This is a genomic window from Rheinheimera metallidurans (assembly GCF_036983985.1).
Classification (GTDB): Bacteria; Pseudomonadota; Gammaproteobacteria; order Enterobacterales; family Alteromonadaceae; genus Alishewanella; species Alishewanella metallidurans.
In genome coordinates this window covers 195,712-210,817 of record NZ_JALAHQ010000001.1, presented here as the reverse complement: position 1 = coordinate 210,817, position 15,106 = coordinate 195,712, and the positions used below count along the sequence as shown (strand labels likewise).

The following is a 15,106-nucleotide window of genomic DNA, read 5'->3' as shown; positions in this document are numbered from 1 at the left end:
CCTTATGCACACTAATTAGTACATTCTAGTGTATGTATGTAGTTTATATCTAGTTAAGTATGATCCACTAGTAAGCTATAAGTAATTGGTAGATAGATCTATTAATACACAGCTACAGATCTAACTATATGAGATCAATAGAGAGCTCTAGATAGGATCTATGTAGACATACTAAGTGGATAAACACACCATAATTTTTTAGTCACCTTTCTTACTTTCTTAAATCTGTAAATCAGTAATCGAACTGCGACATAGCAAATTTTTGCATCAATCCAGTTCTGCTGAACTCGCAGAAAATTTACTCACTGCTCTGTGAATTCAAAACTGTAAATCAATTATCGGTTCATGAAATTGAGCTACTCATATGTGTTACTAATTTAGTAAGAGAGAAAACTTTATGGCTAAGAAAAAATCTACGATCAGCAAAAATGCTGTTAGCAAAAAAGTATTAAAAAAGAGTGCAGTCACAATCGCACTGATGGCAATAAAAAAGCGTGATTTCAAATTCAAATCGGATCACAAACATCTAATGGTTAACGGCCTTGATGATGCAGCTAAAAACCAGAAGTTCCTACTACTAGCTATTGACCTTCGCAAAGGCTGGAAAGCGTTTGGCAAAAACTCAATGAAGGAGTTTATTGAAGAAAACTTCTATGAGCAGTATGGCACTCTCAATCGACAATTGGTCGCCGCCCGGGTTGCATATCGTATTGGTAAAATCGATGCAGTGCATAAGTACAGTGATGACTCCATGCAACCAATGAATAAGCTAACAAAGGAAAAATGCTTGGAAGTCATGGAACACGTTAAGCAGCAAGCCGGCACAAACTTTACTGAAAAGTCAGTTACTAAGCGCAGCATTATCGACGCGATGATCCACCTACGTTTAAAGAAACCACCTAAAGAGTCTGAAGCAGATCCCTTGCAACAAGTTGTGAACGCTATCGAGAAATATGCAGGATCAAAGCATTCTCCTAAGGCATTGGCTGTAGTACTGAGTAAACAGTTTGATAAAAAGTTTATCAGCCAGTTGACTAAAGCACTTAAGAAGTAAGGAAACTTCATGAGCATCAAAACAACTTCACCTTCATTTCGCGTCGGAATTGATAAGCTTACTGCAGTAATTCACTGGCTGCCTGACGCTGACGGAATTGAAAGTAACATAAAACAAATAATTGCAATGCTATGCAGTGTGCATGAGGTTAGTCCGTTTCAAATCTGTACAAGACAAAATGGCTATGCCTATAGCATCGTCCTGCCTTTAAGCAAGAAATTGGATTTGAAGAACAAGTATAATAATCAGGGCCTTCCCAAACTGATTGTGCAGGTGAAGCCTAATGCGCACACACGTCCTTTTATTCGTTTTGAGTTAACAGGCTTCCCATTGCTTCGTGGCGACTATTTCATAGCACGCCGCTGGCTTGAGAGTATTATCGGCCGCATGGCAACTCTGTACCTTCATCCAAACAAAGTTAAAGTTACTCGTATAGACATCGCGCATGATTTTAAAATGCACATGGATGAAATCAATGTGAACTTCACTCACGCCATGAAGAGCGCGTGTTTTTTTGGTAAAGATGGTAAACCGGAAACTTTATATTTCGCTATTGATAGCGTACAGAAAAAGCTTATTGTTTACAGCCTTAAAGCCAAACGTAAACGCGATGGCAAGCCTGACATCGACGAGTATGATACACGTGCTGAATTACGACTCCAGCCAAAATGTTTCCTCAGTGAATTACCTGAAAAGGTAACTGCGCACAGCTATATTGATCGCATTGAGTTTTTTGATCTCAGCTTATTTGAAGATGAAAAGATTTCAACACTTGAAAAAAATTACATTGCTTTATTTGGTATTAAAGCAGCCCTTCAGGCGATGGATAAGAACCATCGTCGTAGCTTTCGTCTGAAGCTCGCGAAACACAAAGTACAGTACTTTGACCACGACTTAATTGATAAGGAGCTGAAAAAAGAATTTAAACGCATGCGTGGTCTGTTTTCGGACTATGACTGCTCTCATATTGCAAATCATGTGCAACACAAGTTCGATGCAATTTTTCAATCCTACCACGTTAAATCTGACAAAGATTTTACCGTGTCATAAACACTGGTTGCAACTCCAGACTATCCAGCGCTACCATAGTGTAGCGCTTTACTCCTGCCGCTAACTCTTCCTTTTAATCATAAAATAACTCACAAAAACAGAGGTGCTCTTATGAGTACAGTATGCCCCTGCGCGCTGTATTTAGGCAGACTATCGCCTACCAGTCGTAGCTCTATTGGTTCACAGCTTAAAAGCATAGCAAGGCTAATGAACTGGCCGGACGATTATGCCCCTTACTTCGCTAAGATTGATTATCAACAAGCATTGGTTATACGCGCTGTGCTGACTAATGCTGGCTGGCAGCCGCGCTCTATTAATCGCGCTATGATTGCGATACGCGGTATCGTTAAAGTCGCAGTGATGACAGGTATTGCAGATCAGAAAGATGCTGCACACATCGCGACCATCAATAGGCTTAAGCACCCTGAGCATCAAGGTACGCCGCTTAGTGCTAGTCAGGTTAATCAGCTTTTCGATATGTTGGTCAATGGCAACTCAGCTGTGTCTAAACGAAATGTAACGATATTCGCATTACTGCTTGGCACTGGCCTTCGTCGCAGTGAGCTGGTTTCGCTGATATTAAGTGACTATGACCGACGTAACCATACCCTGCTCGTACGTCACGGTAAGGGCAATAAAAGTCGGCTTTTATTTATGCCTAAATGGTGTCAAGAGCACATGGCCGAGTGGCTACGCTTGCGTAGGCTAGAGGATGGCTATTTACTGTGTAAAACCTACACCAACGGCAAAATAGTCACCGATGTCGGGTTAACCGTTTCAGCTGTATATAGACTCATAAAAAGTAAACTAGCCGCCATAGGTGTGCCAAATGTGTCGCCACACGACATGCGGCGCACGTTTATCACCCGCCTTTTGGAGCAAAACGTCGATATCAATACCGTACGTCAAATGGCAGGACATGCGGATATCAGCACCACTACTGTCTATGACAAGCGTGACCATCAGTTTATGAAGCAAGCAGCGCTAACGCTGTGTTATCGATCAGCAGGGAGGAACAATGACCGCACTCCCTAAGCAACCACTGCCTTGTCACTATCTTGCAGCATTTTATGCTAAACGGGTGCTGGCATTGGTTGATGTTGATATTAGCCATACTGGCATTAATCGCAGTACGCTTCGAGGTATTACTGGCCGTGCCTTTAGTGATAATAGCGAGCTAAACAGTAAACAGGTATTGCCGTTTTTCGACTTTAACGATGATACCCCTGCCCTTAGCGAGCGCATTCGTAACAACATGGTGGCGCTGTGCCAGCTATTTGATGTTAACCCGAACTTTGCGCCCGCATTGGGGCTTATAGCGCTGATAAATATCAACCAAGGCTTAAATCGTATGGTTGAGCTACTGGGTGGTTATATCGAAGAGAAAGCACTGGAATGGCTACTGTGTGATTTATCCGGCATGAGCAGTGACGAGGTAGGCAATAGCGTAATGCAATTACAGCAAAGTGGCTTAATCAGCATGGACCGTTATCTTGATGAGCCACAAGACATCACCATTACGCCAAGCCTACTGTATGTCATCACAACTGAGGAGGTGAAAAGTAAAGAGCAGCTATTAAAGCATGCGCTCTGCCCGTGTCTGCCAACCAAGCTTAACGCCACTAACTTTAGCTATGTTGATACCGAGCTATTGCTAGGCTATCTCAGTCAGGCCATTGAGCAGAAACAAACGGGTATTAATATTCTGCTTTATGGTGAAGCTGGTAGTGGCAAAACCGAGCTGGCTAAGGTGCTTGCCAGTACATTAGCTTTACCACTGTATGAAGCTCGTAATATGCGTATTGATGAGGGTTACTTATCAGGCGAGTTTGGCGCTAAAAGTGCTGATACGCAGCGATTACAGTATATCACCATGGTACAAAGCTTAATGGCCGGTAGCGATATGATGCTATTAGTCGATGAGTGTGAAAGCTTATTTTTCAATGCCGATATGCATTACTCCAAAGAATCCGTGCATCGGATACTTGAACGAAATACCGTACCTGCTATCTGGATAACGAACCACGTACAGCAACTTGAACATAGTTATATCCGGCGCTTTAAACTCGTGATGTCAGTTAACTCGCCTCAAGAGCAGATATTACAAACTATCAGTAAGGCCGAATTCAAGGGGTTAGCGGTATCGGCTGAGTTTCACGAGCGGCTAAGTAAAACACCTAACCTGACACCCGCCTTAATAGCCAATGCAGGCCATGTTTCACGAACCCTTGGTTTTAAACGAACATTGGCACAAAGCGTTATTGAGGATGTCATCGAGGGCACACTGAGCGCCTGTAACTTATGGGATGACAGTATGCGGTATCAAAGCGAGTTAAGTTTTGATATTACGATGCTGAACATTAAGCAGCCTAGTTCGGTGTTAAAACAGATTAACCATGCGGTGGCTAACAATGCCCCTATACGGGTATTAATCAGTGGTCCATCGGGTACAGGTAAAACCGCCTTAGCCCACTACATGGCCGAGCAGCATAACCGCCATATCAAACGAGTACTAAGCTCGGATGTATTAAGTAAATATGTTGGCGATTCAGAAAAGCAGATAGCCGCCTTATTTCAGCAAGCGCATAGGGATAACCATCTATTGCTGCTAGATGAGGTCGATAGCTTATTGACCAGCCGCGAGCGCTTAAATATGCAGCATGAACGGCAAGTCGTTAACGAACTGCTGGCGCAACTTGAGTGCTTTACTCAACCGCTGTTTGCTGCGACTAATTTCGAAACAGCATTGGACAGCGCTGTCCTGCGCCGCTTTGACTTCAAGCTGCAATGTGACTATCTAACTGCATCGCAAGTCATAACGCTTTACAAGCGCACTGTGAGCGTGCCACAGCTGAGTAAAGATGAGATGTCAGAGCTTAGTGCTTTACGTCGATTAACCCCAGGCGATTTCGCTCTGTTAGCGCGTCGTTTACGCTTTAGTGACACCAAAGAACACCGTCAGCTGGCGCTTAATGTGCTGATTGACGAAAACACCAGAAAACAACCCACACCCACCATCGGCTTTGTACGCTAGCACTTGCTAACGGCTTTGCCACTGTAACAATAAAGGACATACCCATGACAACATTATTGAGTTCTCTCAAGGTTATCGCTCGGCCAAAAATTGAGCCCAAGCCACCTATCCTAGGTAAACGTTTAAAGCTGATTGAAAAGCTGGATGAGCAGTTAGCCATGGCTCAGGCCATGATAGACGGCCAGTCCTATGAAGCATTTAAAGAGAAAACCATCAAAGACCCCGAGACCGGCGAGCGTAAAACGGTACGTAAGCGCAAGGCTGTTCGCCCTTGGTACTTTGATGATAACGACCACTATTACTTTGAAATTAAAGTTGGCTTAAAAACACTGGAAATAGATAAGGGTAAGGCCGCGATTGATATCGGTAATAAAGAGGCATTACCCACCATTATCGAAACCCTGATTAAAGCAGTGGAAGCCGGTGAATTAGATACGCAGATATTGCAGCTATCACCGGCAAAACCACCTAAACCCGCTAAAGGCGCGAAAGCAGATAAGGCTTAAGCACACTATCACGACATGGCCGGAACCTACCGGCCATAAGGTTTATAGGGTTATGGAGGTAATGTATGGCAACCCTGCGTGAAATTGAAGTGAAGTATCGCTTTAAAGATATTGATTGCGCCATCATCGGGCAGTCTATTACCGCACCCGAAACAATAGCGGCACTGTTTGACTATCTAAAGTATGAAACCAAAGAAGTGTTTATTGTCGTTAACCTGACCAAGCAACACGACATTAGCTGCTTTGAAGTCGTGGCAACCGGCAGTGTTGATGCCGTTAGCGTTCGACCGGCTGAAGTACTGCGCACTGCCGTAATACTTAACCTAAAGGTGGTGGTGCTTATTCATAACCATCCATCAGGTAAGTCAGCGCCCAGCGATGCCGATATTCGGTTCACTAAGAGTATTTGCGATGCGGCCAAAGTAATGGATATCACCGTGCTTGACCACATCATTATTGGTTTAAACAACTACAGCAGTTTGCAACAAACCCACCCGCACGTTTTTAACTAGTTAGCTTTTTCAGTTATTACCAACCCCCATTCAAGGAGAGTGCCCCTATGCGTATTTTATATGAAGAATTAGTATTGCCTGTATCAAAACGCCTATGCGATAAGCTATCGCTACTGCTTATTAACCGAGACGACAAAGAGTCCCGTGAAGCGACCATTAACTTTAGAGACCCGAGTTACAATGCCGAGCGTGGTGGCTATCATCCAGTAGAGATACGCCTCGAACGATACGGTCATAACTGGGTAATATGCTACATCACCGACTTTGGCTATGTTGGCCAAGGCCAAGATGTAGAGCTGGCTAAGTGTTTAGACTTTGATTTTCAATCAGGTATGTTTCAAGACATCAGTGGTTACTACCCTATAGAAACAGCAACACAGATATACCCGATATGGGAAGACAATTTCTTAAGCTACTGGCAAGACATGCAAGTGTTTGACGTGGAGGTAAGCTAATGACAAAGTACATAACTCAACGCAGCAAGTCAGATTTAAACGGTAGCCCAAAACGGGTAGCACTTGGCAACTGGCTACGTGAGCAGCGCGAAGCTAAAGGGTTAACTATGCGTGACCTTCAAGCCATAAGCGGCAAGCCGCATAGTTACTTTGGTAAAATAGAACAGGCACAACGTGGATTAGATGTGTTGGAGTTTATAGAGCTGTGTGAGTGGTTAGAGGTAGAACCTCATATATCAATTATTAAAATAGCCGCATTATAATAGCTGTCCAGCTTATACTTAGGCTGGACAAACATTGGAGATATTTATATGTCTTATAAAACGGAATTTGGGCCCGACTTTGATTTAGGTTTTAACCTATCGGACTACCCACAGTTGACTGATAAAAGTTGGCACAACGATGTTTGTCCAAGCTTTTGGTTTAAACGAGACAGACAATATTTTGTGCTATGGGTTGATTTCGATAGCCCAGATAAACGTGAATCTGAAAGCAAGCGTTATACTATAACGACTGCTAAAAACTTTAGCTGTGAGGAACATCCAGAGATAGGTTTATCAGATAAAAGTAATTGTTTATTTGAATCTGAACAGCTGAGAGAACTCGTTATATTTATGGAGTACTTCAAAAAAGACAACTCAAGCTAGTCAATTATTATCCGTGATAAACCTATTTCCTATTTTAATTAGTAAAACTCTCAATACCGTTTAATGTCATGAAGTTCTATTGGCAGTACCTTCAATAAGGCTTCACAGGAAACTCTCCGATGCTGACTCTTTATGAAATCCATGAAATGCTGTATATTTGATCAGGAATTGGAGGCTACATACATGTTTACATCAATTGAACTCTGCGCTGGTGCTGGTGGCCAAGCTCTAGGCTTGGAAAATGCGGGTTTCGAACACCTCTGTCTAGTAGAAAATGATCATCATGCTTGTGAAACATTACGATTAAATAGAAAAAATTGGAATGTGCTGGAAGAAGATCTCCGCAATTTTAATGGACGTGATTACAAAGGCGTAGATTTAGTTGCTGGTGGAGTACCTTGCCCCCCATTTTCTGCTGCTGGCAAACAATTAGGCGCAGATGATGAAAGGAATCTTTTTGACGAGGCTTTAAGAATAGTAGAAGAATCGTCACCAAAAGCTGTAATGTTAGAGAATGTACGTGGCCTTCTTAATGAAAAATTTTCTGATTACCGAAAATCTATCACTCAACGTCTTGAAGAGATGGGATACTCTTCTGAATGGCGGCTTTTAAACGCATCCGACTTTGGCGTACCTCAATTAAGACCAAGAGTAATTTTGGTAGCTTTGAAAAAAGAATATTTCAAATACTTTAGCTGGCCAAAAGAAGATCCTGATTTAGCTCCAACTGTTGGTGAGTCTCTTTACGATCTAGTAGCAAAAAACGGTTGGCCATTTGCTAAAGAATGGATGCTAAAAGCTAATAAAATTGCACCTACACTGGTAGGTGGATCAAAAAAGCATGGAGGCCCCGATCTAGGACCAACTAGAGCTAAAAAATCATGGAAAGAGCTTTTTGTGAATGCTCACTTGGTTCAATATGATTCACCAGCAGAAGACTTCATCGGAAAAGATGGCTATGAAAAAATGCCATACTTATCACTTAGAATGGCAGCAAGAATTCAAGGTTTTCCGGACTCATGGGAATTTTATGGTAAGAAAACCCACGCTTACAGACAAATAGGAAACGCTTTTCCCCCACCTGTTGCTGAAGCAGTTGGCAAGGAAATTGCCAAGGCTATAACTTATAAGATTAAAACGAGTAAGATAAATAAATCAGCGAAAAAGCCAAAGCACTCTGAACTGGCAAATTTATAGTGTTATTGTATTAAAATTTCTTTGGTCAACTTTCATCTGCAAAGCTTTGACTTTACATAAATAAAGCCTGAAACTGATCTCAATTTTTATAATTGAGATCATTAATGGAATCCGATCACAACACTTCTCAAGACAAGGAATTACAACTTGTCAGTCAATGGTTTAAAAACCAAACCAACTTTGATAATCGTTTTATAAATACAATTAGAAATGCCTTAGATGAAGTTATTGATGGACCAAGAACCGGCAGATTCATCTACAGCACATTAGAGAAAACAGAAAAAACGTACTTAGGTACTAAGATCGAAATTCTTATTAGATCAGAGTTTGGGTTAAATAAAGGTAATGTCATGGATTATACGGTCGGTAACATTGAAGTTGACTGTAAATACACTGGAAGCATGTGGGGTTGGAACATACCTAAAGAGGCCATGGGCCATATATGCCTTTTGATTCGCGCAGATGATGAAGCTGGAACAGCAAGTGTTGGTTTAATAAGAATCTCTGAAGCAATTTTGAACCCTGGAAAAAATCAAGATCAAAAGGGTACGATTAGTAAAATAGGTAGAGAATCTATTGTTTGGCTTTTACTTCAGTCTAAAATGCCAATAAATCAGTTACATGTTTGGCCAAAAGAAATTATAGCGCAGATATGGTCCAAAGACTCTGGGCAACAAAGGCTTAATGAGTTGTTTCGCCTTAAACAGCGAGAGCTTATTGAACGTCAAACGATTGCAACCGTCGCTCAAGCAAAGGATGATCCAATGAAAAGGGTCAGAGCAAACGGCGGTGCAAGGACTTATTTGGGGAAAGAAGGTATTCTGATTTTAGGCCATCAAAATGAACATCCTAAAATATGCAAAATTTTAGGCTTGCCAGTGCCAAATAAAGGTCAAGTGATTGCAGTTAGAATCGCAAGAAATTTAACAGGCATGCTTATATTAGATGGTTCAAGATGGCGTGTTGCTTTACCTGAAGACCCAATTGAAGACGCTCCAGAAAAATATTAGCAAAAAGTAAACATTAATATCTAAAAGATGGATTACAGTATGGATACGTTGAGAGTAAAATTTCAGAATTGTTATGGAATAACAGATCTTGAAGAATACGAGTTTGATTTTCGAGCAATTGTTAAGGGTAAAAATAGAACTAGAGCATACGCTATTTACGCCCCAAATGGCACCATGAAGTCTTCGTTTTCTAAGTCATTTTTTGATTTACAGAATAGGATGATTCCAAAGGAGGAGGTATATTTTAGGCAACCTATATGGAGTGTGTTAGCTGACGGAACGATGATTGATCAAAGTATGATTTATGTTCTTAAAGCTGACATTGATATTAGCAAAGATGCTCAATCGGTTACTAATATATTAGTAAATCCTGAGGACAAAATTGAATATGATGAACTTGTCGTTGAACTTGAAAAATGTAAATCAAAAGTTTTAAATAAACTTAATAAACTATCGAAACATAAAAAAGATTTAATAGAGTCAACCATCACTAATGATTTCAAGAGTGATTCTCTAACTAAAGCGTTGATCGAAGCATCAAAAATGAATCATCAACCATTGATTGAAGGTTTAATCTACGAAGAAATATTTCATGAAAAAGCCATTTCAATATTTGAATCCAAAGAGTTTTCTTTACGCGCAAAAGATTTCTCTGAGCGTTATGAAGAACTATTCACTGATGCTAGTACGATCTACCGAAAAGGAATATTTAGCCCCGCAAAAGCCGATGCAAGTTTAAAAGCTCTTCAAGGTCAAGGATACTTTGATGGTGGTCATCGAGTCCACTTTGAAGGGGATGCATCGTCGCTATCAGAAGATGAGTTTAAGCAGCGTCTTGCGGATATAAACCGTAAGTTAGATGAGGATGTAGAATTAAAAAAATTACGGTCTGCAATATCACAAAATATTCAAACTCAAGCTATTTCAAATTTCCTAGAGCATCTTTCAAATGAACAAATAGAGTTTTTAATTGAGAATGTAAAATCATCAAAAAGAGCTTATCTCAAACAACTTCTTTGGGCGCATTACGTTTCCAATACGAGCGAAGTTGCTGACTTCTTGACTTTACATGAATCGACTGAGGCAAATATACAGGCTATAGAGCATAGAGCTTCTAAGTCTATCCTTCGTTGGGAAAATGCGATTAGTTTATTTAATGATCGTTTTGTAGATATGCCTTTTAGTCTGAGACTAGATAACCCCTCTGATGCTGTTTTAGGGCGACAGCCTGCTAAATTAGTCTACATATTTAATGATGGTCAAGGTGAAGAAGTAGCACTGAATAGAGCTGATTTGAAAACTCTGAGTCAAGGAGAAAAACGAGCACTGTATTTACTTAACTTTATTTTTGATGTTGAGGAAAGGCGAGAGTTACAGCAAGAAACGCTTTTTATTATTGACGATGTTGCGGACTCTTTCGATTATAAAAACAAACATGCGATTGTTCAGTATTTGAACGACCTAACCCACAGTGATTTTTTTCACCAGATAATACTGACTCATAATTTCGATTTTTATCGTGCAGTGACAAACTTGTTTGTACACAGAGAGCGAAGTTTAATGACAAGTAAAAGCAGTCATGGGATTACGCTTTTGAAAGCTGATGGGGTAAATAACGTATTTATAAAAAAATGGAAGCCACAGGTTTCTAAATGTGAAAAAACCTTATGTGCATCGGTACCATTTATTAGAAACCTTATTGAATATACTCGTGGTGAAGAGAATGAAGACTTCTTGAAGTTAACTAAAATCCTTCACTATAAAGAGGGTTCAGATCAGATATCTGAAGGTGACTTTTATCGCATATGGAATAAGATTTTCGATACTAATTATACTGAAGATAGTCAAAGAGGTATGTTCTCTTTAATTCTGAATACGGCCGAGCAACTTATTGCCCAAGATTCTCATGATGGAATATGCCTTGAAGATAAAGTTGTACTGTCGATTGCGATTCGTCTAATTGCTGAAAAAGCAATGGTTCAGCAAATCAGAAGTTCTATTGGAGATCCTAACTATTGGTTTCAAGGAAAATCTCAATTCGGAAATCTGATTAACAAGTACATAAAAACTGTAGGGGTTTCTGATACAACAAGGATTCTCGAACAAGTTGGAGTAACAGTAAGCTCTAATATTCATCTTAATTCATTTATGTATGAACCGATTCTTGACTTATCAATTGAACATCTAATCATTTTACATCAGAAGGTAAAAAGTATTTAAGTAGCTAGGAGATGATTTTCATATTTGAATTTCAAAAATAAAACAGGATTCAAGGTTGGTTTGATATAAAGCAAATTCTAGAAAATATGGTGCCTAGGGTCGGACTCGAACCGACACGGAGTTTCCCCCGGCGGATTTTGAATCCGCTGCGTCTACCGATTTCGCCACCCAGGCATTTGAGAGGTCTTGTAAAACTTAGCAAAACTTTGCAAAAGGTTTGCACTTTTAATAACTGTTGAATCGTAGACTATTCAACAAGTTATGTCTACTACATTAATAAACGCATTGCATTTTGAATCCACTGCGTCTACCAATTTCGCCACCCAGGCATTGAGAGGTCTTTTTTCCTGTAACTAGTCTAGTTACAGACCTTTGCAAAACTTTGCAAGGCTTTGGAGCTTTTAATAACAGTTGAATCGTAGACTATTCAACAAGTTATGTCTACCACATTCGAAGACGCATTGCATTTTGAATCCGCTGCGTCTACCGATTTCGCCACCCAGGCATTGAGAGGTATTTTGAAGTAAACGCCTGCATTATACGGTGCCAATCTGACAGCGCAAGCGAATTTATCGCTATGACGTGCAGTTGCACAAAATTACAGCAGCTTCGAAAAAACCATACTGCATGCTACACTTGCGCGGTTTTTATTACCGGATATTGCTATGTTTGCTAATGCACCCCGCGCGGGCCTGATACGTCGTTTAGCGGCGATGATTTACGATTGGTTAGTGTTAGTGGCGCTATGGATGGCGGCTATGGTATTAGCTTTGCTGTTGGTGGCGCTATTAAACAGCCTAGATATTATTTCGTTAGCGAATTATACCGACCACGCCGATTTTATTACCCAGCATAAAATCTGGTTTCAGCTTTATTCTGCGCTCTGTTTAATTTGGTTTTATTTATACTTTTGGTGTCATGGCGGCCAAACCTTAGGTATGCGCGCTTGGCGTTTAATACTGGTGCAGCAAAATGGCCAGCCGCTTACGCTAAAGCAAGCTGCATTTCGTGCACTAACAGCATTGTTCGGCTTAGGTAATTTATGGCTGTGGTTACGTTGGGGAAAAGGCTTAGCCTTACAAGATCAGCTAACTAACACGCAGATGGTGACACTTACTAAAGAGCAAAGTAATTTGCGCAATTTACATAAGGCCGCACGCTAAAACTCGGTTAGGCTTTTTTGCGCATAAAATATACTGACAACATAATAAAAATGGTACTGGGTATTATTGCCCCTAATAGCGGCGGCAATTGATATACCAAGGCTACTGGGCCAAATACTTCGTTTGCCATATGAAAAGCAAAACCCGTTAATATGCCCATTAATACCCGAGCTGCCATAGTAACGCTGCGTAGTGGGCCAAAGATAAACGACAATGCCATGAGTAGCATGGCAATTATAGTCAGCGGTTGCAGCGCCTTGCGCCAAAACGCCAATTCATAACGGCGTGAGTCTTGCGAGTTTTGTTGTAAATAATCAACGTAATCATTAAGCCCCGTTAGTGACAGCATTTCAGGCTTTATAGTAACAACACCTAACTTATCTGGCGTTAACGACGAGCGCCAACTTTGTGTTGCCACTTGCTGTTTTATTACCCGATCGGCAGTAAATTGTAGCTGATTGACTTGCTGCAATTGCCACGCATCGCTTTTATATACTGCTTTGTCGGCACTAACAATGGACGTAAGCTGCAGTTGCTCATCAAACTGATACACCACCACCTGCTGCAAGTTACCAAAGTCGTCTACTTTTTGAATATTAACAAAGCTATCGCCATCTTTAGCCCAAACGCCTTGCTGCGCAGCAAACAAATTGCCGTCAGATACCGCTTTAGTGCGCAGCTCCATTGCCGCTCTATCACTTAATGGTGCGCCCCACTCGGCTACTGCCATAACCACTAACATCATTAGTACTGCGGTTTTCATTACCGAACTAATAATATTAAATCTTGATAAACCAGCGGCTTGCATTACCACTAGCTCACTACCGCTGGCTAATAAACCTAAACCAATTAAGCCGCCAATTAGTGCCGCCATTGGGAAGAACAGCACCAGATCGCCCGGCACACTGTACAGCGTATACAAAGCAGCATGCACAATATCGTAATAACCACGACCTACTGAACGCATCTGGTCGATAAACTTAAACATGGCTGAAATAGCTAGCAACACGCTTAGCGTCAACGCGGAGGTCGTAATGATAGTTCGGCCAATATAAACATCTAAAATTTTCAGCATCTTAACTTCTTCTTACCAGCCAAGCTTGAAAACGCAGCGCGCTACGCCTGTTCCGCAGCAGCAATATACTACCCATAATTAGCGCAGAGCCATGCAACCACCACATACCCCAAGCCGCAGGTATTTTGCCATCTTCAAGCGCTGAGCGGGCGATAATAAGTAACGAGTAATAGCCAAGATATAATAGCAACGCTGGCAACAACCGGCCAAACTTGCCTTGACGCGGATTAACCCTGCTTAATGGCACGGCAATTAAAGTAAGTAGAGGAATAGTCAGAGGTATAGCAATACGCCAGTGCCACTCGGCTATCGCTTCGTTGCTGTCCATAGTAAGTAATTCAGTGGTTGCTACGCTGCCTAGCTTGCGCCGGCGCTGCTCTACCTCTTGTTCGCGAATTTGAATTTGATAACTTTCAAACTCGGTAATTTCAAAGGCTGGCGATGCCACGTCACCGGCGTAACGCCGACCTTGCTCTAGCTGCAGCGTTTGGCCACCTTGAGCATCTTCTTTTACGCGGCCACTTTGCGCATACACTATCGACTCACTACCGCGCTCATCGCGAGCATTATTTTGTGCCACAAACACCCGAGATAACTCACCGCTATTGCTACCTTGGCCAACATCGTGGACAAAAATAACGGCTTTTTCATTTGAGGTATGCTGAAATCGTCCCGGCACTACTGACAACAAACCGGCGTTAGCGTCGGCCTTTTCTAACAGGCGGTACTCTTGCTCGGTTGCCCAAGGGCTAAGGTATAAGGTGACATAACCCGCCATTAGCGCAATCACTACTGACAACAATAACGTAAGCCGTGTAACGTACCACTCGCTAACACCCGTAGCATGCAGTATCGTCATTTCACTATCGGCATACACACGACCATAAGCCACCAAAATGCCGACAAAAGCACTTAAGGGTAGAATAATTACCGCTAATTGCGGCAATTTAAGCGCCACAATGCTAACAACCAATTGCCCAGGTATTTCACCTTCAGATGCATCGGCCAGAATTTTCACAAACCGCTGACTAATGATAATGGTCATTAAAATGATAAATACCGCTAGCTGAGACTTAAACACCTCGGCCAACAAGTAACGAAAAATGATCAAAACGCCCCCTAATAACTGGCCTTTTTGCTGGAACCCTGGCGATTTTGCAGTAAACTTGATATTTATAACGAT

15 protein-coding genes and 1 tRNA gene are annotated in these 15,106 nt (G+C 41.5%); 13 read left to right on the top strand and 3 right to left on the bottom strand.

Annotated elements, in window-relative coordinates; all coding sequences use genetic code 11:
* Nucleotides 1-397: 397 nt before the first annotated feature.
* The 12 genes from MN199_RS01035 (at nucleotide 398) to MN199_RS00980 (ending at nucleotide 11,685) form a co-directional block, all read left to right on the top strand.
* The gene (locus tag MN199_RS01035; protein ID WP_335738130.1) at nucleotides 398-1,054 is read left to right on the top strand and encodes a hypothetical protein; all 657 of its coding nucleotides are present in this window, start codon (nucleotides 398-400) and stop codon (nucleotides 1,052-1,054) included.
* A 9-nt stretch (nucleotides 1,055-1,063) separates the two neighbouring features.
* Nucleotides 1,064-2,104 (top strand): hypothetical protein, encoded by a 1,041-nt coding sequence (locus tag MN199_RS01030; RefSeq protein WP_335738129.1) that lies wholly within the window; start codon nucleotides 1,064-1,066, stop codon nucleotides 2,102-2,104.
* A gap of 111 nt (nucleotides 2,105-2,215) precedes the next feature.
* Complete coding sequence (locus MN199_RS01025) at nucleotides 2,216-3,139, top strand: tyrosine-type recombinase/integrase (protein ID WP_335738128.1); 924 nt, start codon at nucleotides 2,216-2,218, stop codon at nucleotides 3,137-3,139.
* The gene (locus MN199_RS01020; RefSeq protein WP_335738127.1) at nucleotides 3,123-5,138 is read left to right on the top strand and encodes an AAA family ATPase; all 2,016 of its coding nucleotides are present in this window, start codon (nucleotides 3,123-3,125) and stop codon (nucleotides 5,136-5,138) included. Before MN199_RS01025 ends, MN199_RS01020 begins: the two co-directional genes overlap by 17 nt.
* A gap of 44 nt (nucleotides 5,139-5,182) precedes the next feature.
* The gene (locus MN199_RS01015) at nucleotides 5,183-5,644 is read left to right on the top strand and encodes a DUF6641 family protein (RefSeq protein ID WP_335738126.1); all 462 of its coding nucleotides are present in this window, start codon (nucleotides 5,183-5,185) and stop codon (nucleotides 5,642-5,644) included.
* Between the two features lie 65 nt (nucleotides 5,645-5,709).
* Nucleotides 5,710-6,156 (top strand): JAB domain-containing protein, encoded by a 447-nt coding sequence (locus MN199_RS01010; protein ID WP_335738125.1) that lies wholly within the window; start codon nucleotides 5,710-5,712, stop codon nucleotides 6,154-6,156.
* 47 nt (nucleotides 6,157-6,203) lie between these two features.
* Nucleotides 6,204-6,611, top strand: a complete 408-nt coding sequence (locus MN199_RS01005) for a DUF2787 family protein (protein ID WP_335738124.1) — start codon at nucleotides 6,204-6,206, stop codon at nucleotides 6,609-6,611.
* On the top strand, nucleotides 6,611-6,874 hold the full coding sequence (locus MN199_RS01000; protein ID WP_335738123.1) for a helix-turn-helix domain-containing protein: 264 nt from the start codon (nucleotides 6,611-6,613) through the stop codon (nucleotides 6,872-6,874). The genes MN199_RS01005 and MN199_RS01000 overlap by 1 nt, the downstream gene beginning before the upstream one ends.
* Before the next feature lie 48 nt (nucleotides 6,875-6,922).
* Nucleotides 6,923-7,258 (top strand): hypothetical protein, encoded by a 336-nt coding sequence (locus tag MN199_RS00995; protein ID WP_335738122.1) that lies wholly within the window; start codon nucleotides 6,923-6,925, stop codon nucleotides 7,256-7,258.
* Nucleotides 7,259-7,441: 183 nt separating this feature from the next.
* Nucleotides 7,442-8,455, top strand: a complete 1,014-nt coding sequence (locus MN199_RS00990) for a DNA cytosine methyltransferase (RefSeq protein WP_335738121.1) — start codon at nucleotides 7,442-7,444, stop codon at nucleotides 8,453-8,455.
* A gap of 104 nt (nucleotides 8,456-8,559) precedes the next feature.
* The gene (locus MN199_RS00985) at nucleotides 8,560-9,465 is read left to right on the top strand and encodes a NaeI family type II restriction endonuclease (RefSeq protein ID WP_335738120.1); all 906 of its coding nucleotides are present in this window, start codon (nucleotides 8,560-8,562) and stop codon (nucleotides 9,463-9,465) included.
* Nucleotides 9,466-9,504: 39 nt separating this feature from the next.
* Nucleotides 9,505-11,685, top strand: a complete 2,181-nt coding sequence (locus tag MN199_RS00980; protein WP_335738119.1) for a hypothetical protein — start codon at nucleotides 9,505-9,507, stop codon at nucleotides 11,683-11,685.
* Nucleotides 11,686-11,772: 87 nt separating this feature from the next.
* On the opposite strand, the gene MN199_RS00975 is transcribed toward MN199_RS00980, so the two are convergent.
* Nucleotides 11,773-11,859, bottom strand: a tRNA-Leu gene (locus tag MN199_RS00975).
* Nucleotides 11,860-12,350: 491 nt separating this feature from the next.
* Between MN199_RS00975 and MN199_RS00970 the strand changes: the two genes are divergently transcribed.
* Entirely contained in the window at nucleotides 12,351-12,848 is a 498-nt protein-coding gene (locus MN199_RS00970) for an RDD family protein (protein ID WP_132581446.1), read from the top strand.
* A 7-nt stretch (nucleotides 12,849-12,855) separates the two neighbouring features.
* Here MN199_RS00970 and lptG read toward each other — a convergent pair whose 3' ends face one another.
* Together lptG and lptF are read right to left on the bottom strand one after the other, a co-directional pair.
* Nucleotides 12,856-13,923 (bottom strand): LPS export ABC transporter permease LptG, encoded by a 1,068-nt coding sequence (gene lptG, locus MN199_RS00965; RefSeq protein WP_132581444.1) that lies wholly within the window; start codon nucleotides 13,921-13,923, stop codon nucleotides 12,856-12,858.
* A 1-nt stretch (nucleotide 13,924) separates the two neighbouring features.
* On the bottom strand, nucleotides 13,925-15,034 hold the full coding sequence (gene lptF / locus MN199_RS00960; RefSeq protein ID WP_335738118.1) for an LPS export ABC transporter permease LptF: 1,110 nt from the start codon (nucleotides 15,032-15,034) through the stop codon (nucleotides 13,925-13,927).
* Nucleotides 15,035-15,106 lie beyond the last annotated feature (72 nt).